Genomic DNA, 18,846 nt, shown 5'->3' on the forward strand with positions numbered 1-18,846 from the left:
TCATGGCGGACATTCATATTGAGGAGTTCTACAAGGACGCCGCAATCGCACTGGTGCAGCTTTACAATGCCTTTCCCCGCCGCATCAATCTGTTTGTGGAAGACATCGCAGGGCCCGATGAGCCGGACGAATTCGGGCTGCACAGCAAACGTCACATGGCCTGCTTCGGTACCCTGCTCTGGCTGGCCGAGGAAGACCTGCTACGTTATGTGGACACAATCCGCCAGGAAGCACTCGACCAGGCGGTACTGAGCCACCGGGCTTTTGTGCGGATGAGCTCTCCCGCCAGCCCGGACCTTCAGGAACAGGTAACAGCTGACAGCGGCGACGACCTGCCGCCAGCCATCCGGGAGGACTTCTCCACCCATATCCACATGCTCCGCACCGCACTTCGAAGTGGCAGTTCCGCAAAGATCAGCCGGGTGATGCAGGCAACTTTCTTCCGCGACAGCGCCGATCATTAAATTGGCGTAAGCCTGTTGAAGCCGGAAACGCTGGCCACATATAGCTGTCAGATACACACGCTGCCTGTAGCTGATGATTCAACAAGGAATTCTAGATGCGCATTCTGCTGTTTCTTGCCACCAACCTGGCTGTCATTCTTGTCGCCAGCTTCACCCTCAGGTTGCTGGGGGTCGACAGTTTCCTTGCCCAGAACGGGATTCAGTATGGCTCACTGCTGGCCTTTGCCGCTGTTTTCGGCTTCGCCGGTGCGATCATCTCACTACTGATTTCCAAGAAGATGGCCAAATGGAGCACCAAGGCCAGGGTGATCGAATCCCCGCGAACTCCTGCGGAACGCTGGCTGGTGGATACCGTACGCGAACTGGCAAAGAATGCCGGCATCGGCATGCCTGAAGTAGCCATATTTCCCGCGTCCCAGTCCAACGCTTTTGCCACGGGCTGGAACAGGAACAATGCCCTGGTGGCGGTCAGTGAAGGCCTGTTGCACCGCTTCAACAAGGACGAAATCCGCGCAGTACTGGGCCATGAAATCGGCCACGTTGCCAACGGAGACATGGTGACACTGGCCCTGATCCAGGGCGTGGTGAACACCTTCGTGATTTTTGCATCCCGGGTAATCGGCTCGTTTGTGGACCGCGTGGTGTTCAAGAATGAGAGCGGACATGGCATTGGTTTTTTCGTGGTGAGCATTGCTGCGGAAATCGTTCTGGGCATTCTTGCCAGCACCATTGTGTTCTGGTTCTCACGCCGCCGGGAATTCCGGGCTGATATTGCCGGGGCCCAGCTGGCAGGCCGGGGCGCGATGATCAATGCGCTGGCGCGGCTGAAACAGGAAAGCGAAGTGCCGGACCAGATGCCGGACAGTCTTCAGGCGTTCGGTATTAACCGGGGTGCACGTGGCGGGCTCAGTGCACTGTTCATGACCCACCCTCCCCTGGAGAAACGGATCGAAGCCCTGCAGACAGCTCAGCTGTGACCAGAAGGGACACTAGAGCTTGAGCTTGAACCCAAGGGCCCGGAAAGTATCCTGCATGGACTTGCTGGTGCCCTTTAGCTGTATCTTGACACTGGAAAACTCCCGACGAACGGGGTACTCCCTGCGCAGCCGGTCAAACGCCTGGCCGCGCTCCTCCGCAGGCAGCGCCATAGCCAGGCGCATGCGGGCATCATCCCGGCGTGGATCGTAACAGGACCGCATGGCAATATTTGCCGAATCCATTTCAACCGCTGCGCTGGTGAACGACAGCTTGCTTAACGCCGGCTCTGGCAGGAATTGACCAGCCTTCTTCCGGACGGGAAGCCCCATATTGCGGCTCAACGCCTGATAGACCAGTTCGCTGCCCTGCACTTTGCCCTCCAGGCTGTAGCCGGCAATATGAGGTGTTGCAAGCCAGACTCTGTCGAGCAATTCGGTATGGATGCGGGGCTCGTGCTCCCAGACATCGAGCACAACGGTGGGTGCATTGGGCTCGTCCAGACGCGCCAGCAAGGCCGAGGTATCGATCACCTCGCCGCGACTGGTATTGATTAGCAACTGGTGCTCCCTCAACGCGGAGAGCTTCTCCTGATCGAACATGTGAAGTGTGGCATGGCCTCCCTCCCGGCTCAGCGGCGTATGCAGCGTTACCACGTCGCAGGCCATGACTTCACTGAGACTGGCAAACTCCTGTCCTTCGTCACCCTCCCGTTCGGCCCGTGGCGGGTCGCACAGCAGAACATCAAAACCCAGTCGGTCCAGTTTGTGAGCCAGCTCTCCACCCACATTGCCAGCACCCACTATACCGACACTGAGTTTCGACCAATCGGCCACACCCCGCCTTTCGGCATGCAGCGAGATCACTGACAGCACATATTCCACCACGCTGTTGGCGTTACAGCCGGGAGCTGCGGAAAATGCGATACCACTGGATTCCAGCCATTCAAGGTCGACGTGATCGGTGCCGATGGTGCAGGTGCCCACGAAGCGGACACGACTCCCCTCCAGCAACGCCCGGTTAACCCGGGTAACTGAGCGGACCAGCAGTATATCGGCGTTCTGCACGTCTGCCGCTGTCATGGTGCGACCGGATACCGGGCGTATATCGCCGATGTCGCCGAAAAACGAATCCAGTAAGGGTATGTTCTCGTCTGCTACAATCAGCATGATCCTGCTTCCCTAACCATCAGTTCCTGCGCTGGCGCTGGTTACCACTCCGGGCACCCTGGCTGCGGCCGCCCTGGGGGCGCCGACTGCCCCGTTTGCGGGTAATCGGCGGTTTAGCGAGTTCCGTCATCAGTTCTTCATCCGGCACTGCCGTGGTGAGCTTCTGACTGATGTAGGATTCTATGGCCGGCAGTGAGAAGGCATCGTCCTCACTGGCAAAACTTATGGATACGCCGTGCTTCCCTGCCCGGCCGGTACGCCCAATCCGGTGGACGTAATCCTCGGCATTATCCGGCAGATTATAGTTGAATACGTGGGTCACACCATCAACATGAATGCCGCGCCCGGCGACATCAGTGGCCACCAGTACCTGGATGCTGCCATTCTTGAACTGTTCCAGTGTCTTGAGGCGTTTATTCTGGGCAATTTCACCGGACATCAGCGCCACCTTTATGCCCTGATTGCGCAGGTCCTCGTCCAGATCGCGACACTGATCACGACGATTGGCGAATACAAGGGCCTTTTCAACCTCGGGGCGCTGGAGGTAGTTCACCAGTACCGGCAGTTTTTCGTCCTCACCCACCAGGTAAACAGTCTGTTTAACCCGTTCAGCGGTTTTCTGCTCCGGTTCAATCTCGACAAATTCAGCGTTCCGGGTCCACATGGAAGCCAGGTTGAGAACGTCCTGGTTGAAGGTGGCACTGAATAGCAGGGTCTGGCGTTCTTCCTTGGGGGTGCACTTGCGGATAATCCGCTTTACATCCGGGATAAAGCCCATGTCCAGCATTCTGTCCGCTTCGTCGAGTATGAGAATATCGATCTGGTCCAGAAAGACGTCCTGGGAGCCCAGAAAATCAATCAGCCGCCCGGGCGTTGCCACCAGGATATCGACGATTTCGTTCTGCAACTGGTCCCGCTGTTTGTCGTAGTTCATACCGCCAACCACGGTCACCACGTTGTGGCCGGTATATCCGCAAAGCTGCTCTGCGTCCTTGGCAATCTGCATGGCCAACTCCCGGGTTGGCGCCAGTGCAAGTACCCGTGGCTCGGAAGCGAAACGGTCCTCCTCGGGGATTGGCGTTTCCAGCATGCTCTGAATGGCGGTAATGAGGAAGGCGGCGGTTTTGCCAGTTCCGGTCTGCGCCTGGCCGATCAGATCCTGGCAGGCAAGAGTGAACGGAAGGGTTTCTGCCTGGATTGGCGTGCAATGCTCAAATCCGATATCGGTGATGGCGTCGAGTACTCGCTGGTCAAGGTTCAGATCCTTGAAAAGCGTTTTTCCGGGTACGGGTGCGTCAGATGTCATATTACTTCAATCTACCTCGGTTTCTGTGGCGGAACATTCGGGCATCAGGCGCCTGGTCTCTTTCTTCCAGACTTCGTTGAAATCAGCCTCGGTTCCATAAAATGTCCTGAGCGTTTGAAAGAACATGCCAGCGCGGACCGGCAAGCCGTGCTCCAGGTAATCATTGGCCTGCGCTGTCACATTTCTGCGAAAAGCGTGTTCGTCCCATGCTCCGTTACCGGACAGGTTGTCGACGCTGACATGAAACCGGGCACCTGCGGCCACTGAAAAAAGCCATTCCAGGGCCTGGGGCTTGATCTCAGCCTTTTCAAAGGCCCGCTGTTGCTCCACGCTGCGACCATCGGGGCAGTACCAATAACCGAAATCCCTGAGTGTGCGACGGTGCTCACCGGCGATACACCAGTGACTGATTTCATGCAGCGCACTGGCATAATAGCCGTGAGCAAAGATAATCTGTGCGAAGCCGTCAGGCTCCGTCGCTGGCAAATACTCGGGTTCATCGCCGCCCCTGACCAGTACAGTCCGGTATTTTGCCCGGAACAGGTCATTAAACAGCATGATAAGATCGTCTGGATCATGTCTCATGGGACGAGTATTGTGCGACTTTAGACCGTTCAATACCAGAGGGAACTTTTGCCTGGCAACTGTGTCCACTGCAACCTGAGACAATGCTTTCCAATGTCCCTGGCGTCAACGCCGGACGGACCCGGATCCACCAACGGTAATCGATTGACTATGACAGGCAGCACAACGACCTCATGCAGTATTGCCCCCATCAGGGTTCTGAGCCGCTTATTCCTGCTTCTGGCGTTGTCCGTCTTCCCGGCAATCACCTTCGGTGCCGGCAACTCCCTGTTCGGCAATGGGAACGACTTCCTCCCCGTTGATGAAGCCCTGCCATTCAGCTTTACCACCGATACTGACGCTGTTGTATTGTCCTGGGACATAGCGCCCGGCCACTACCTGTATCAAGGGCGTATCAGCATCACAACCAATGCCGAGGGTGTCGAACTGGGCGAGCCGGCGTTTTCCTACACCGGTACCGACACGGAAGATGAGTTCTTTGGCAAGGTCACGGTCTTCTATGACCCGGTCGAGGCCCGGGTACCGGTAAATCTTCCCGAGGGGGTCCGCGAAGCAGAGCTACAGGTGACCTATCAGGGCTGTGCCAAGGCCGGGCTCTGCTACCCACCCCAGACCCGGGATGTACTCTATTACGCCAGCGCAGGAAGTGATGGCGGGCCAACGGCCGCTGGCAGCTCAGGCTCAGGGGGATCGGTATCTTCCGGCATCAGCCCGACGACGCCCGACGACACTTCCACGGCAACTGGCCTGGCCGGTTTTCTCGCCAATCAGTCCACCCTGGTCATTGCCGGACTGTTTCTGTTGCTGGGGCTCGGGCTGACGTTTACACCCTGCGTACTGCCCATGGTGCCGATCATTTCATCCCTGGTTTCCTCCCGTAACACCAGCACAACCGGCCATGCATTACTGCTTTCCGGTAGTTATGTGCTGGGCATGGCGCTGACCTATGCCGCGGCAGGTGTCATTACCGGGTTACTGGGGGCAAGCTTCAACCTGCAGGCCCAACTCCAATCCCCCTGGGTACTGGGCGTTTTTGCGGCGCTGTTTGTGTTGTTTGCTCTATCCATGTTCAATCTGTTTGAAATCCAGCTGCCACGGTTTATTCGCGAACCGCTTGATAATGCCAGTCACCGCCTCACCGGAACCCGCGTAGCCAGCATTTTTGGCATTGGGTCTCTCTCGGCCCTGATTGTTTCTCCCTGCGTTTCCGCCCCCCTTGCCGGCAGCCTGTTATATATCAGCACCACTCAGGATGCGGTGATCGGCGGTGTCGCCCTGTTCGCCCTCGGGCTGGGCATGGGTATTCCGCTGATACTGGTGGCTGTGGGTGGCCGCAAACTGCTCCCCACCACTGGCCCCTGGATGAATGTCGTCAAATCCTTTTATGGCGTCATGCTGTTGGCGGTTGCCATCTGGCTCGTGGAAAGGATGGTGCCCGCGTGGCTGGCGCTGACCCTGTGGGGCCTGTTGGTGGCAATTACCGGCGTTCAACTGGGCGCTTTTGACGCCGCAAAAGCTGGATGGGAGCGTACCCGCAAGGGAATGGGGCTGGTCATGTTTGCCTACGGCATGGCCCTGCTTGCCGGGGCTGTGTCCGGGGCAAACGATCCTCTCAAGCCCCTGGCAGCGTTTACGGCGTCGAGCCAACCCGTGGTTGGAAGCGCCTCGGCCGGGGCAGCCGCCACTCACGCGGAATTTATCCGACTGGAATCTCCGGCTGATATTCGCAGTGAACTCAGACAGGCCAGCCGGAATGGCACACCAGTGATGCTCGACTTTTATGCCGACTGGTGCATCTCCTGCAAGGTGATGGAACGCAACGTATTCAGTGACAGCACAGTTATCCAGGCGTTGGCCCCCTATAAGCTCCTGCAGCTGGATATGACGGACAATACGCCGGAACAACAGGCCTTACTGGATGAACTCGGCCTGTTCGGACCGCCTGCGATCCTGTTTTACAGAGACAACGGCACAGAAATCGGAACGGCCCGTGTACTCGGAGAAATGGACCGTGACCAGTTTCTGACCCATCTCAACACACTTGGCTATTCCTCCGAATCCTGAACACCAGGTTCAGCCACCCCGACGGATAAAGAACACGAACCCCTCTTCATCCTCGGCGCTGTAGACCAATTCGTGATCAAGAAACTGGCAGAATCGCGGAATATCCCGGGTTGTGGAAGGATCAGTTGCCACTACCTTCAACACTGCACCCGGACTGATCTCAACGATCCGGTTGTGCAGCATCATCACCGGTTCCGGGCAAAATAGCCCCCGGGCATCCAGCTCTGCGTCAAAATCCGGCTGTCCCAATGTCGTTCCTCCTGAAATTCCACCTGAAATTTACAAAATTCGTGCTAAATTATTGTTTATAGTTGTCAAAAAACAAACGAGGTAAGCAATGATCCGGGTGCTGATTGAACGCCATATCGCCGAATCACTTGAACCTGTCTATGAGGAGCGATCCCGCAGGGTCCTTCAGAACGCTGTGGCCGCGCCTGGCTTTGTGTCCGGTGAGACTCTCGTGGACACCAGTGATCCTAACCATCGGTTTACCCTTGCCAACTGGCGCTCAGAAGCAGACTGGCAACGCTGGTACCTGTCTGATGAACGCCGCGAGCTGATGGCTGAACTGATTCCGATGATGGATCGCGACGAAATCATCACCGTGCTCAAGCACAGCGACTGACAACGGAACCCGGGCGCTCAGGCCAGTCGCTCGATAAAACAGGTGATCTCCTCACGGTCATGATAGAGGTGGCGGGCCCGGATACGAAAGTTCATTTCGGTCCGGGCCAGTCCCTGCTCCAGGATATCCCGGCAAATCAACCACTCGTCATAACGCTTTTTCATTGGCAGTTTGAGGTTGAACACCGTATAGCGACACAACTTCTGATTCAGCCAGTCCACGGCAAGTGCGGCGGTACGGCGAGGGTGATCGACAATGTCGCAGACCATCCAGTCCACGCCCCGCCTGGGTTTCCACTGGTAGCCATCTGCCTCGATATGCTCAACATGGCCGGATGCCATCAGCTCACTGTTCATCGGCCCGTTATCAACCGCCGTTACCATCATGCCCTGCCTGACCAGTTGCCATGTCCAGCCTCCCGGTGCCGCACCGAGATCCACGGCCTGTTTTCCGCCACCCAAGTAATCAAGCTCCTCGCCGGGCGGCAGAAATACCTTCCAGGCTTCTTCGAGCTTCAGGGCCGAGCGACTGGGAGCCGAGGCAGGCAGCCGCAGGCGGGGAATCCCGCTGACGAAACGGGCCCGATTGCCCGATACGCTTACCCCGGCAATGACCCGGTCAAATCCCAGAAGCAGCAGTTCAAGCCTTGCCGGTGCGTCGGCCTGAGGTTCGGACTGCAGCAAACCCGCTCCCCGCAGTCCCCGTGAAAGCGGTGACACCCATTTGCGTGCAAAATTACCCAGGTCCGCATCGGCGTTGTTTTCCGGTAACCGGATTTCCACCCGGGCACAGGTCGGAAACTCCGCATCCACCGACTTCAGACTATCGATAACGGCACCCACCCGGTCGGCCGGGGGCAACGCCACGTCTGCCAGAACAACAAACCAGTCCCTGACAAACACCAGCGTGTGGACAGACAGCCGCGCCAGCAGCGTGTCCGCCAATGCCGGCCCCGGAAGATTGAAGATGACAAAGCCCTGGGCAGCGGCTGGTTCGAAGTAGCCATATACCCCCAGGGCCGCGGCTGTATCGGTTAGCTCCCGGCCTGCTTCAGTCTCGAAGCCTGGCCGGCAGAAGGCAATCAGTTGTTCCATCCATCACCTGAACAGGACCCGTTTCGGGAACCCTTAAATTTGAAACTGTTTAACATCCACACGGCTCGCAATTGACTACACTATTGGGCTTTCCGCTGGCAGGAATACCCTTAATGCTGCTGTACCTGCGTCATCTCACAATACTTGCCATGCTGCTACTCACTACCAGTGCGACTATGGCAGCCTACCCGGCAAAAACGGCAAACTGTCCGACTCTTGATGCCAGCAGCCCGGAGCAGAGAGAGGCGCTGATGGACCATGTCTGCTACCTCAGTGCCCCGCCCGGATCACCAACCCACGATGCCGGAACGCCGGCAGAACTCCCTGCCGAGGCCCAATGGAAAGCGGCGAATGGTCACGATCTGGTCTTCAGTCACACCAACGCGGTCTACTGGGTCCGCCTTAATCTGCACAACTCCAGCGATGTACGACGGCTCTGGTACCTGAAACTCAACTACCCACTGCTGGATGAAGTCACCTTCTGGCATTCCGGCAACCATGGCACTGCTGTCATTGCCACCGGCGACCAGCACCCATTCATGTCGCGGGGCATAGATTACCGGTATTTCCTGCTTCCCGTCACGCTTGGCAGCAAGGAGCATGCAACCATTACCGTCAGAGTTCACAGTAGCGGTGCGTTGAATGTCCCCCTGTCCCTGGATACTCCCGAGGCAACCATCGCCCAGAGCAATCACCTGACGCTGACTCATGGGTTGTTCTACGGTGCCCTGCTGGTGTTTGCGGCGTTCAACCTGCTGCTTTTTTTCAGCTCCGGCACCGGATACTACTTTTACAATGCCTTTTATATGGCTTCACTGGGCCTTTTCCTGTTTGCCATGGGGGGCTTTGCCAATCAGTATTTCTGGCCAGACAGTACCGGTTTTGCCAACACCTCCATTCCCATGCTTATGTCAATCAGCACCCTGGCCATGACCCTTTTCGGTCGGTCTTTCCTGGAAATCCGGCCTGACTCGGCAACAGACCGGGTACTCAAGGGGCAAGCACTGGCCAGCCTGAGTCTGATTGCCATGGCGTTTGTCCTGCCCTACAACAAGTCCATCGTGCTCAGCACCACCGTTGCCCTGATCATTATCGGCAGCCTGTTTGTAATCGGGCTTATTCGCTGGCGTCAGGGTTATCTGCCGGCCAAGTGGTATGTCATGGCGTGGTCCGGAATGCTGGCTGGCGCGCTTATATACGCTCTTGCCGCATTCGGCTACCTTGCCGACTTCCTGGCCCGTGAGATCTTTATGCAGGCTGCTGTAGGCGCACAGGTGATCCTGCTCAACTATGCCATGGTTCAACGCTGGAGGCTGTTGAACCAGAAGCTGTTGAATGTGGAGCAGAACGCCCGTACCGAGCTGGAGCTGAAAGTGCACGAACGCACCGCGCAACTCCGTAACACCATGCGGGAACTGGAGAGAGCCAACCGACAGTTGGCCACGCTTAGCCTCAACGACGCGCTGACCGGGTTACACAACCGACGACACCTGGACAACCTGCTACCTGAGCTGTGCGCCGAATCTCGCCGCAACGGCCAGCCATTGACCATCGCACTGCTTGATGCTGACCATTTCAAGGCGGTGAATGATGCCTGGGGACATGACTTTGGCGACCAATGCCTCCAGCACATCGCCGATATACTCAGACGCCATGTCAAAAGGCCAAGAGATGTGACCATCCGGTTTGGGGGCGAGGAATTCGCGATATTGTTACCTGGCACCAGCGCGGACGGAGCGATGAGACTCTGCGAGCGCATACTGGAAGACTTGGCAAGCGCTCCGGTAAAAACCGACAACGGCAAGTCGGTTACCCTGACCATGAGCGCAGGCGTTGCCGGGTTGGTGCCGGGCGAAGATGAAAGGGATCTGTTCCGCAGGGCTGATGACGCTCTTTACCGGGCCAAGGCGGCCGGCCGGAATCGGACTGAACTGTCAGCGCCTGTGCAATCCTGACTCACATCCATCGATGCATAAACCCCGCCGCCAGTCCGGCCGCCTGACGGATCATCTCCTCATGGCTTTCGGCCTGCCGCGCCAAGGGCCGATAATCGTGGTCGCCACCCTCCAGCCAGGCCAGGTGCAACGGAGCCGCCCCGTCCAGCCCCTGCTCCTCGACCTCCTGCCTTCTTCCGAATGGATCTCGCGTGCCCTGAATGATCTGCATTGGACGCCCCAGATCACCAAAATGGCCTGTCCGCCAGCGATCCGGTTTACCCGGCGGGTGAAACGGATACCCGAAACAGACCACGCCGCAGACCTCAGCATGCAGGTCCGCCTGCGCGATAACGTGACTGGCCATTCTGCCACCCATGGACTTGCCTCCGATGAAAACAGGGCCCCTCTGTCCGGCCTCAGCCAGAGACTCCGCAATGGCCTGGCGAAAATGCGCCAGCAACACGGGTTGCCGGTCGGGCGGCCTTTTTTTGCCATCCCGCCTGCGCCTCTCCATGTAGGGGAACTCGAACCGCAGGGTCGCCACACCTTCTGCAGACAATGCTGAAGCCAGCATTTCCATAAACGCCGAATCTGCCGGTGCTCCAGCTCCATGGGCCAGCACCAGCTGCGGTCCCTGGAGCTTTCCCGGTGGCTCTGCCCTGTAAAATGTTACTGAATCCACTGGACCTCCAGAATGAAGCTATAATAGGTACCGCACCCAACCACACGTCGGGAAGGTTTGCAGACCGCTCCAGAGCATTTGCAAATACTCCAATCTATTCGCCATGTTACTGATTTAGACGCATTTGACAGGGCTGCCGAGTTGATCTGTGTCATTGCAAACAGCTAATGCTTTCTCCATACTTGCGCCCGCATCTTTCCCCATTCTAAACCCATTGGTAAGGCTATGAGCACAGTAAATGCAAACCTGACATACAACTACAAGGTGGTAAGGCAGTTTGCCATCATGACAGTGGTATGGGGGATTGTAGGTATGGCCCTGGGCGTGCTGATTGCAGCACAACTGGTCTGGCCGTCCCTCAACCTCGACCTGCCCTGGACCCACTTCGGCCGTTTACGGCCGCTGCATACGAACGCCGTCATCTTCGGCTTCGGCGGAAGCGCATTGTTCGCTACAGCCTACTATGTGGTGCAACGCACCTGTCAGGCACGTCTGTTTTCGGATGCTCTGGCTGCGTTTACCTTCTGGGGCTGGCAGGCCATCATCGTGGCGGCAGCCATAACTTTGCCATTGGGGTTGACCACCTCAAAGGAATACGCAGAACTGGAATGGCCCATCGACATCGCAATCACCGTGGTATGGGTATGCTATGCGCTGGTGTTCTTCGGTACTGTCATGAAACGCAGCACACCGCACATCTATGTGGCCAACTGGTTCTATGGCGCCTTTATTATCACCGTTGCCGTACTGCATATCGGCAACAGCATGGCGCTGCCGGCAACCGCCTTCAAGTCGTACTCGGCCTACGCCGGTGTTACCGATGCGATGATTCAGTGGTGGTACGGCCACAATGCCGTTGGTTTCTTCCTGACTGCCGGCTTCCTCGGCATGATGTACTATTTTGTGCCCAAGCAGGCTAACCGCCCTGTCTATTCCTATCGTCTGTCGATCGTCCACTTCTGGGCACTGATCGCGACCTACGTATGGGCCGGTGGCCACCACCTGCACTATTCGGCTCTGCCTGACTGGGCGCAAACTGCCGGCATGGTGATGTCCCTGATTCTGCTGGCGCCATCCTGGGGCGGCATGATCAACGGCATGATGACCCTGTCTGGCGCCTGGCACAAACTGCGCACCGATCCCATCCTGCGTTTCCTGGTGGTCTCCCTGTCGTTCTACGGCATGTCCACCTTTGAAGGCCCGATGATGTCCATCAAGACCGTAAACGCCCTCTCCCACAATACTGACTGGACCATCGGTCACGTCCACTCCGGTGCTCTGGGCTGGGTTGCCATGATCAGTATTGGTGCCGTCTATCACCTGATCCCCAAACTGTGGGGCGTCCAGGCCATGTACAGCACCGCCATGATCAACGCGCACTTCTGGCTGGCAACGGTCGGCACCGTGCTCTATATCGTCGCCATGTGGGTCAACGGTATCATGCAGGGCCTGATGTGGCGCGCGGTCAACGAGGACGGCACGCTGACCTACAGTTTTGTTGAAGCACTCGAAGCGTCCTACCCGGGCTACTTTGTACGGTTCCTTGGCGGCGTGATTTTCCTGACCGGTATGCTGGTAATGGCCTACAACGTCTACATGACCGTGCGTCAGAAAGATGCCGTTGCTCAAGACAACACAGCAGCGCAAGCGGCGTAACGGGAGACATACCTGATGAAGCACGACATTATTGAAAAGAACCTCGGGATCATGATCGTACTGATCATCCTGACCATCAGTGGCGGCTTCCTTGCGGAAGTTGTGCCCTTGTTCTTCCAGAAAAGCGTCAACGAGCCGGTAGAAGGCCTCACGCCGCTGTCTGCGCTGGAGCTGGAAGGCCGGGACATATACATACGTGAGGGTTGCCACGTCTGCCATACCCAGCAGATCCGTCCGTTCCGGGCTGAAACCGAACGCTACGGCCATTACTCCGTTGCGGGCGAATTCGTTTACGATCGCCCGTTCCTGTGGGGCTCCAAGCGCACCGGCCCTGACCTCGCCCGTGTTGGTGGTCGCTACTCCGATGCCTGGCAGCGCCAGCATCTGTACGACCCGCGCAGCGTGGTTCCGGAGTCCAACATGCCGGCTTTCCCCTGGCTGTTTGAGGACCGCGTTGACCACACAGACACCGAGGCGAAGATGAAAACACTCCAGACACTGGGTGTGCCATACACTGACGAGCAGGTTGCAGGCGCAGCTGACGAAGTGCGGGGCAAATTTGAAATCGAAGCTCTGGTCGCGTACCTGCAACAGCTCGGTACCGTCATTTCAGAGAAGCGGTGATTCCCATGGATCTTAACGAGTTACGCGGCATTCAAACACTGGTCATCATGGCCATGTTCTTCGGCATCATCTGGTGGGCTTTCAGCAAGCACCGCAAGAAAGCCAATGAAGAAGCGGCCCATCTACCCTTCGATGATGATGAGGTGGAAAAGCGTACTCTTGAACAGGAAAAAACGGAGAAAAAACGATGAGTACCTTCTGGAGCATCTGGATCAGCGTGATCGTGCTCGGTACTGTGTTTGGCTGCTGGTGGCTGCTATTCGCCACGCGCAAGGGCCAGACAAGCGATACTGAGACTGACCGGACGGTGGGCCATTCCTTCGACGGCATTGAAGAATACGATAACCCGCTACCGAAGTGGTGGTACTACCTGTTCGTAGCGACCTGCGTTTTTGGTCTGGGCTACCTGGCGCTGTATCCCGGTCTGGGTAACTTCCAGGGCCTGTTGGGTTGGTCATCCACCAATCAGTGGGAAGCCGAGGTCCAGCAGGCTGAAGCCAAATACGGCGAGCTCTACGCCAAATTCGGTGACACACCGGTTCCGGAACTGGCGGAAAATGACGACGCCATGAAAATGGGACAGCGGCTTTTTGCCAACAACTGTGCCACCTGTCATGGGTCGGCCGGCCGGGGGGCCCTGGGCTTCCCGAACCTGACCGACGATGCCTGGCTTTATGGCGGAGATCCTGACTCGATCCTCACAACACTTCGTGAAGGCCGGAATGGCAACATGCCCGCCATGGGCACCATGCCGAACATGACCAACGAACAGGTCGACCAGGTTGTCAACTACGTGCTCAGCTTCAGCGGCCGGGAAAAGGACGCCGAGGCGGCAAAGCAAGGCGAAGAGGTTTATGCCCAGGCCTGCGTTGCCTGTCATGGTCCGGATGGCAAGGGTAATCAGGCTCTTGGCGCCCCGAATCTGACCGATGACGCCTGGCTTTACGGTTCCACCTATGACTGGATCCGGGAAACCGTTGTTAACGGCCGTCAGAACCAGATGCCCGCCCAAGGCGGTCGGCTTTCTGATGATCAGATCCAGATTCTGGCTGCGTACGTCTACAGCCTGTCAAACTGAGTATCGGGCCAGAGCCGCGAATGCTCTGGCCAGGTCTGCTCAACCCTGTGTCTGCCCTTGCGGGCACAGGCTTGAGAAGATCCCCTGCCCCGCACTCCACTGAGATACGGGCGACACATCATCGGGAGGTTAACGATGAACAGTGAGATTCCGGTCAAGCAGGTTGACCCATCCTCTGACGCCTCCGACAACAACAACAAAAACACCGGAACTGTCGAGTTATACGCCAGCCGCAAAAAGATCTACGTGAAAGAGGTCAAGGGCTTCTTTCAGCGTATTCGCAATGTCAGCCTGACGGCTCTGATGGGCATGTATTTTCTGTTCGTCTGGATAACCGTGGATGGCCAGCCACTGATTCACTTTGACCTGCCAGCCCGTGAATTCCATCTGTTCAGTGCCACCTTCTATCCCCAGGATTTCATCCTGCTGTCCGGGATGCTGATCATCTGTGCCTTTGGCCTGTTCTTTATTACCACCCTGTTTGGCAGGGTCTGGTGTGGTTACACCTGCCCACAGACAGTGTGGACGTTTATCTTCATGTGGGTGGAAGAGCGCATAGAAGGCGGCCGTAACAAGCGCATAAAGCTCGACAAGGCCCCCCGTTCCGCGGAAAAGATCGCCAAGAAGTCCGCAAAACACTCTGCATGGCTGCTTATCGCGCTGGCTACTGGTCTGACTTTTGTAGGTTACTTCTATCCCATCCGGGAGCTGATCGCAGACCTTTTCACGTTACAGGCCAATGGTTGGGCCTACTTCTGGGTGGCCTTCTTCACGGTCGCCACTTACCTGAACGCAGGCTGGATGCGTGAGCAGGTCTGCCTGTACATGTGCCCGTATGCCCGATTCCAGTCAGTGATGTTCGACCCCAATACCCGGATTGTGTCCTACGATCCTAACCGGGGAGAGCCTCGGGGTAGTCGCAAGAAGGGGGTAGACCCGGCAGAGCTGGGACTGGGCGACTGTATAGACTGTGGGCAATGTGTCCAGGTCTGCCCTACCGGTATCGATATCCGTGACGGTCTGCAATATGAGTGTATTGGTTGCGCCCTGTGCATCGACGCCTGTGACGAGGTCATGGACAAGATGAATTATCCGCGGGGGCTTATTCGCTACACCACAGAAAATGAACTGGAAGGGAAAACGTCAAAACTCCTTCGACCACGGACATTTGGCTACGGGCTGGTATTGCTGGCCATGATGGCGGCCATTACTGTCACCATCATGACCCGGGTTCCCGCGGAACTGGATGTAATCAAGGATCGCGGCGCGCCCTTTGGTTACAACGGCGACGGTCGCATCGAAAACAGCTATACCCTGAAAATCGCCAATATGACCGAGGTGCCGCAAACGTTTACAATTTCAGCGTCAGGACTGGAGGGTATGAGGATACTGACCGAGAACACCGTAACGGTCGATAGCGGCGAAAACCGCTCCGTGCCAACGGTAGTGGACGTCGATCCAGAAGTCATCTCGGAAAGCAACAATGCCATCGTATTCCGGATTGAATCACAATCCGACGAATCACTGGTACTTGAAACTGAAAGCCGTTTTATCGGTCCTAATCGCTGACCTTCCAACTCCGGAGTCAGCACTGAGAGACAGAACTATGACTGAAAACACCTCCGTAGGCCCGTGGTACCGTCAGCCCTGGCTGTTGTTCCTGCTGATCTTCCCGGGCGCGGCCATTATCTGGTGCACAATTGCTATCACGGTAGCACTCAACACCGACAACTCGATGGTGACCGACGACTATTCCAAGGAAGGCCGCGGCATCAACATGGAAATTGCCCGGGACCAGGCAGCAAAAGACCTCGGCCTCAGGGCGGAAATGGCCTTCGACGAACGGGAAATCAGCCTGACCGTTGACACCAACGAAGGCAGCGCTGATTACCCCTACCTGATTCTTAACCTGTTCCACCCGACCATCGCCGAGCGGGATCGTACCGTTCAGTTTCGCGCGGTGGGTGACGGTCACTATACGGCGAGCCTGAACCAGTCTATTGAGGGTCGCTGGTACTTTGACCTGCGGGGCCCGGACAACGACTGGCGGCTGAAGGGCGAGTCCAACCTGCCGGCGGAACGCCGGCTGACCCTGGGTGCAGGCACTGAAGACCGCGGGTGAAACCCTTGCATTGCTTTCACTGTGGCGAGCCAGCGCCTGGCAAGCCGGCGATTACGCTCGAGCTTGACGGTGATTTGCGCCATTTTTGCTGCCAGGGCTGCAAAGCCGTTTGCGAGACCATCCGCGCCGAAGGTCTTGATGGCTTCTATCAGTTCCGGACCGAGCCAGCTGTTACCCCCAGACAGCTGACAACCTCCGAGCTCAACCGCATAAGGGAACTGGACCATCCCCTGGTGCAGAAGTCGTTTGTATCGCCAGTCAAGGCAGGGCAGGAAGCCACTCTGCTGATCAGCGATATTACCTGCGCTGCCTGCATTTGGTTGCTGGAAAACCACATGGCCAAGCAGCCAGGGGTGATCTCTTTCTCCGTGAACCATAGCACTCAGCGGGCTCGCCTGGTGTGGAACCCGGAGCAGGTCAGACTCAGCGACCTGCTGATCGCGATTTACGAACTTGGGTACCGTGCCCGCCCCTATCAGGCCGATGAAGCGGAGCAGGCACTGAAAGCCGAACACCGGTCGGCACTGATCCGTCTCGCCGTCGCCGGTATCGGTTCCTTCCAGACCATGATGCTGGCCTTCCCGCTGTATTTTGAACTGGTCAGCGAACTGTCTCCGGAGTTTGTCAGTTTTTTCCGCTGGTTCAGTCTTCTGGTGGCGACCCCGGTGGTGTTCTACAGCGCCCGCCCCTTTTTTACCAACGCGCTGAGAGATCTGCGCAGCCGACACCTGACCATGGATGTGCCGGTCGCCACCGCCATTGGCCTGGCCTATGTTGCGAGCGCCTGGGTTACTGTGTTCGGGGGCGAGGAAGTCTATTTTGAATCCGTTTGCATGTTTACTTTCTTCCTGCAGCTTGGCCGGTATATCGAAATGCAGGCGAGGTACCGGGCGGGGCTGACCGGCAATGCCCTCGCCGGCTTCCAGCCCATGGTCGCCAGTCGTGTCAGGGGCAATGAAAGCGAGATTATCTCGACTCACGACCTGGTTACTGGTGATGTCATCAGGGTACGGCCAGGAGAAACCCTGCCAGCCGATGGCGTGATTGTAAGCGGCCACTCCACCCTGAACGAAGCCGCCCTGACCGGGGAATACCTGCCAGAAACCCGGAATCCCGGTGATGAGGTGCACGCCGGCAGCGTGAACGGTGAAAACCCGCTGGAAGTCGAGGTCCGCCGCGCTGGCGCCCAGACCCGGCTGTCGGGTATTCTTCGCATTCTTGACCGGGTTCAGTCGGAAAAGCCGCCGGTGGCGTTGATGGCGGACCGTATTGCCGGTGTTTTCGTCAGTCGTGTTCTGATCCTCGCACCGGTTATCTGGATTGGCTGGTGGCTGGCAGGAGCAGATAACGCCTTCGACATCACCCTGTCGGTGCTGGTGGTTACCTGCCCCTGCGCCCTTTCCCTGGCGACTCCCACGGCGATTACTTCGGCGACCATGCGCCTGCGCAAGCTTGGCCTGCTCCCTACTCGCGGTCATACCCTGGAATCCCTCAACACGATCGACACGGTGATTTTCGATAAAACCGGCACCCTGACAAGGGGCGAGCTCAGTCTTGTGGAAGCAAGGGTGTTCGGGGCCCTGAACCGGGAGCAGTGCCTGGAAGCTGCTGCCAGCCTGGAAAAGCATTCCGAGCATCCCATTGCAAGAGTGTTTCATGACTTCCGCGGCGACTCGGCCCGGAATGTTCAGAACCACCTTGGCGGTGGGCTTAGCGGCGAGTCAGAGGGACAGCGTCTGTATATTGGCCACAGGGATTTCGTTGAGGACAATATTGGCCATCCACCACCGGTAACAGACGAGCATCACGGCATGGAAATCTGGCTGGCAAGCGACACCCAGTGGCTGGCCCGATTCATCCTGGATGACGAACCCAGGCCCGATGCCCGTGAAGCCGTGCAGGCTCTGCAACAGGCAGGCCTTAGAACGATTCTGCTTAGCGGAGATCGCTCCGGCCATGTGGAGCAGATTGCAGAAGCATTGGGAATCGACGAAGCCATTGGCCAGGCATCGCCTGAGGACAAGCTTCAGGTACTGGAATCACTGCGGGAACATGGACGCCACATCATGATGGTGGGTGACGGACTTAACGATCTCCCTTCCATGGCAGGGGCCGGCGTGTCAGTGGCCATGGGCAGCGCCGCCGATCTCACCCAGCTCAAGGCAGATGCCGTGCTGCTTAGCGGACAGCTGACCCAACTGACCGAAGCCCTGAAAACCGCCCGGCGCACCCGGCACATCATTCGTCAGAACATGGCCTGGGCTCTCGGTTATAACCTGTGCGCCCTGCCCCTGGCGGCTGCCGGCCTGGTTCCGCCGTGGCTCGCCGCGATCGGTATGTCCATCAGCTCACTGGTTGTGGTGCTCAATGCCATGAGGCTGGGGCGTTCACCAGGCAGGACCGAATCGCCCGTACCGGCTATTGGCGCCGAGGCGACGTCCTGATACCGTGAACAACGACTCACT

The 18,846-nt window shown here is 57.5% G+C and carries 18 protein-coding genes; 12 read left to right on the top strand and 6 right to left on the bottom strand.

Features of this window, described 5'->3' with window-relative positions; genetic code table 11:
• Nucleotides 1-2: 2 nt before the first annotated feature.
• Together QPM17_RS01875 and htpX are read left to right on the top strand one after the other, a co-directional pair.
• Complete coding sequence (locus QPM17_RS01875) at nt 3-464, top strand: hypothetical protein (protein ID WP_285388316.1); 462 nt, start codon at nt 3-5, stop codon at nt 462-464.
• 95 nt (nt 465-559) lie between these two features.
• The gene (gene htpX, locus QPM17_RS01880) at nt 560-1,441 is read left to right on the top strand and encodes a protease HtpX (protein ID WP_285388318.1); all 882 of its coding nucleotides are present in this window, start codon (nt 560-562) and stop codon (nt 1,439-1,441) included.
• Nucleotides 1,442-1,453: 12 nt separating this feature from the next.
• Here the strand turns inward: htpX and pdxB are convergent, their stop codons facing one another.
• Genes pdxB through QPM17_RS01895 form a run of 3 tightly spaced genes read right to left on the bottom strand, consistent with a single transcriptional unit; the run spans nt 1,454 to nt 4,472 of the window.
• Entirely contained in the window at nt 1,454-2,608 is a 1,155-nt protein-coding gene (gene pdxB, locus QPM17_RS01885; protein WP_285388320.1) for a 4-phosphoerythronate dehydrogenase PdxB, read from the bottom strand.
• Nucleotides 2,609-2,627: 19 nt separating this feature from the next.
• Nucleotides 2,628-3,914: a DEAD/DEAH box helicase gene (locus QPM17_RS01890; protein ID WP_285388321.1), complete on the bottom strand. Its 1,287-nt coding sequence runs from the start codon at nt 3,912-3,914 to the stop codon at nt 2,628-2,630.
• A 6-nt stretch (nt 3,915-3,920) separates the two neighbouring features.
• Nucleotides 3,921-4,472 carry an elongation factor P hydroxylase gene (locus tag QPM17_RS01895; RefSeq protein ID WP_285388323.1) on the bottom strand — a complete coding sequence of 184 codons (552 nt, stop codon included), beginning with the start codon at nt 4,470-4,472 and terminating at the stop codon, nt 3,921-3,923.
• A gap of 177 nt (nt 4,473-4,649) precedes the next feature.
• Here QPM17_RS01895 and dsbD point away from each other — a divergent pair, with 177 nt between their 5' ends.
• Nucleotides 4,650-6,563, top strand: a complete 1,914-nt coding sequence (gene dsbD, locus QPM17_RS01900) for a protein-disulfide reductase DsbD (RefSeq protein WP_285388324.1) — start codon at nt 4,650-4,652, stop codon at nt 6,561-6,563.
• Nucleotides 6,564-6,572: 9 nt separating this feature from the next.
• On the opposite strand, the gene tusA is transcribed toward dsbD, so the two are convergent.
• Complete coding sequence (gene tusA / locus QPM17_RS01905; RefSeq protein ID WP_285388325.1) at nt 6,573-6,812, bottom strand: sulfurtransferase TusA; 240 nt, start codon at nt 6,810-6,812, stop codon at nt 6,573-6,575.
• 88 nt (nt 6,813-6,900) lie between these two features.
• Here tusA and QPM17_RS01910 point away from each other — a divergent pair, with 88 nt between their 5' ends.
• Entirely contained in the window at nt 6,901-7,188 is a 288-nt protein-coding gene (locus tag QPM17_RS01910) for an antibiotic biosynthesis monooxygenase family protein (protein ID WP_285388327.1), read from the top strand.
• A 17-nt stretch (nt 7,189-7,205) separates the two neighbouring features.
• Here QPM17_RS01910 and rlmM read toward each other — a convergent pair whose 3' ends face one another.
• Complete coding sequence (rlmM, locus tag QPM17_RS01915; protein ID WP_285388328.1) at nt 7,206-8,282, bottom strand: 23S rRNA (cytidine(2498)-2'-O)-methyltransferase RlmM; 1,077 nt, start codon at nt 8,280-8,282, stop codon at nt 7,206-7,208.
• A gap of 113 nt (nt 8,283-8,395) precedes the next feature.
• Between rlmM and QPM17_RS01920 the strand changes: the two genes are divergently transcribed.
• Nucleotides 8,396-10,237 (top strand): sensor domain-containing diguanylate cyclase, encoded by a 1,842-nt coding sequence (locus tag QPM17_RS01920; RefSeq protein ID WP_285388329.1) that lies wholly within the window; start codon nt 8,396-8,398, stop codon nt 10,235-10,237.
• A 1-nt stretch (nt 10,238) separates the two neighbouring features.
• Here QPM17_RS01920 and QPM17_RS01925 read toward each other — a convergent pair whose 3' ends face one another.
• The gene (locus tag QPM17_RS01925; protein ID WP_285388331.1) at nt 10,239-10,901 is read right to left on the bottom strand and encodes an alpha/beta family hydrolase; all 663 of its coding nucleotides are present in this window, start codon (nt 10,899-10,901) and stop codon (nt 10,239-10,241) included.
• Between the two features lie 225 nt (nt 10,902-11,126).
• Between QPM17_RS01925 and ccoN the strand changes: the two genes are divergently transcribed.
• The 7 genes from ccoN to QPM17_RS01960 all read left to right on the top strand — a co-directional run bounded on the left by ccoN (nt 11,127) and on the right by QPM17_RS01960 (nt 18,825).
• Entirely contained in the window at nt 11,127-12,557 is a 1,431-nt protein-coding gene (gene ccoN, locus QPM17_RS01930) for a cytochrome-c oxidase, cbb3-type subunit I (protein WP_285388332.1), read from the top strand.
• 15 nt (nt 12,558-12,572) lie between these two features.
• Complete coding sequence (gene ccoO, locus QPM17_RS01935; protein WP_285388334.1) at nt 12,573-13,181, top strand: cytochrome-c oxidase, cbb3-type subunit II; 609 nt, start codon at nt 12,573-12,575, stop codon at nt 13,179-13,181.
• Nucleotides 13,182-13,186: 5 nt separating this feature from the next.
• Nucleotides 13,187-13,372, top strand: a complete 186-nt coding sequence (locus tag QPM17_RS01940) for a cbb3-type cytochrome oxidase subunit 3 (protein WP_285388336.1) — start codon at nt 13,187-13,189, stop codon at nt 13,370-13,372.
• A complete protein-coding gene (gene ccoP, locus QPM17_RS01945) occupies nt 13,369-14,259 on the top strand; it encodes a cytochrome-c oxidase, cbb3-type subunit III (RefSeq protein ID WP_285388338.1) in 891 nt (296 codons plus the stop codon). Before QPM17_RS01940 ends, ccoP begins: the two co-directional genes overlap by 4 nt.
• A gap of 135 nt (nt 14,260-14,394) precedes the next feature.
• The gene (gene ccoG, locus QPM17_RS01950; RefSeq protein ID WP_285388339.1) at nt 14,395-15,828 is read left to right on the top strand and encodes a cytochrome c oxidase accessory protein CcoG; all 1,434 of its coding nucleotides are present in this window, start codon (nt 14,395-14,397) and stop codon (nt 15,826-15,828) included.
• Nucleotides 15,829-15,865: 37 nt separating this feature from the next.
• Nucleotides 15,866-16,381 carry a FixH family protein gene (locus QPM17_RS01955; protein ID WP_285388340.1) on the top strand — a complete coding sequence of 172 codons (516 nt, stop codon included), beginning with the start codon at nt 15,866-15,868 and terminating at the stop codon, nt 16,379-16,381.
• On the top strand, nt 16,378-18,825 hold the full coding sequence (locus QPM17_RS01960; protein WP_285388341.1) for a heavy metal translocating P-type ATPase: 2,448 nt from the start codon (nt 16,378-16,380) through the stop codon (nt 18,823-18,825). Before QPM17_RS01955 ends, QPM17_RS01960 begins: the two co-directional genes overlap by 4 nt.
• Nucleotides 18,826-18,846: the final 21 nt, after the last annotated feature.

Source organism: Marinobacter azerbaijanicus (assembly GCF_030250645.1).
Taxonomy (GTDB): domain Bacteria; phylum Pseudomonadota; class Gammaproteobacteria; order Pseudomonadales; family Oleiphilaceae; genus Marinobacter; species Marinobacter azerbaijanicus.

What these genes read in the sequence shown, in the direction of transcription:
- htpX (WP_285388318.1), top strand. Translation starts at nt 560, where the DNA reads ATGCGCATTCTGCTGTTTCTTGCCACCAACCTGGCTGTCATTCTTGTC.
- rlmM (WP_285388328.1), bottom strand. Translation starts at nt 8,282, where the DNA reads ATGGAACAACTGATTGCCTTCTGCCGGCCAGGCTTCGAGACTGAAGCA.
- ccoN (WP_285388332.1), top strand. Translation starts at nt 11,127, where the DNA reads ATGAGCACAGTAAATGCAAACCTGACATACAACTACAAGGTGGTAAGG.
- pdxB (WP_285388320.1), bottom strand. Translation starts at nt 2,608, where the DNA reads ATGCTGATTGTAGCAGACGAGAACATACCCTTACTGGATTCGTTTTTC.
- QPM17_RS01890 (WP_285388321.1), bottom strand. Translation starts at nt 3,914, where the DNA reads ATGACATCTGACGCACCCGTACCCGGAAAAACGCTTTTCAAGGATCTG.
- ccoP (WP_285388338.1), top strand. Translation starts at nt 13,369, where the DNA reads ATGAGTACCTTCTGGAGCATCTGGATCAGCGTGATCGTGCTCGGTACT.
- QPM17_RS01875 (WP_285388316.1), top strand. Translation starts at nt 3, where the DNA reads ATGGCGGACATTCATATTGAGGAGTTCTACAAGGACGCCGCAATCGCA.
- QPM17_RS01955 (WP_285388340.1), top strand. Translation starts at nt 15,866, where the DNA reads ATGACTGAAAACACCTCCGTAGGCCCGTGGTACCGTCAGCCCTGGCTG.
- dsbD (WP_285388324.1), top strand. Translation starts at nt 4,650, where the DNA reads ATGACAGGCAGCACAACGACCTCATGCAGTATTGCCCCCATCAGGGTT.
- QPM17_RS01940 (WP_285388336.1), top strand. Translation starts at nt 13,187, where the DNA reads ATGGATCTTAACGAGTTACGCGGCATTCAAACACTGGTCATCATGGCC.
- QPM17_RS01895 (WP_285388323.1), bottom strand. Translation starts at nt 4,472, where the DNA reads ATGCTGTTTAATGACCTGTTCCGGGCAAAATACCGGACTGTACTGGTC.
- ccoO (WP_285388334.1), top strand. Translation starts at nt 12,573, where the DNA reads ATGAAGCACGACATTATTGAAAAGAACCTCGGGATCATGATCGTACTG.
- QPM17_RS01910 (WP_285388327.1), top strand. Translation starts at nt 6,901, where the DNA reads ATGATCCGGGTGCTGATTGAACGCCATATCGCCGAATCACTTGAACCT.
- QPM17_RS01920 (WP_285388329.1), top strand. Translation starts at nt 8,396, where the DNA reads ATGCTGCTGTACCTGCGTCATCTCACAATACTTGCCATGCTGCTACTC.
- ccoG (WP_285388339.1), top strand. Translation starts at nt 14,395, where the DNA reads ATGAACAGTGAGATTCCGGTCAAGCAGGTTGACCCATCCTCTGACGCC.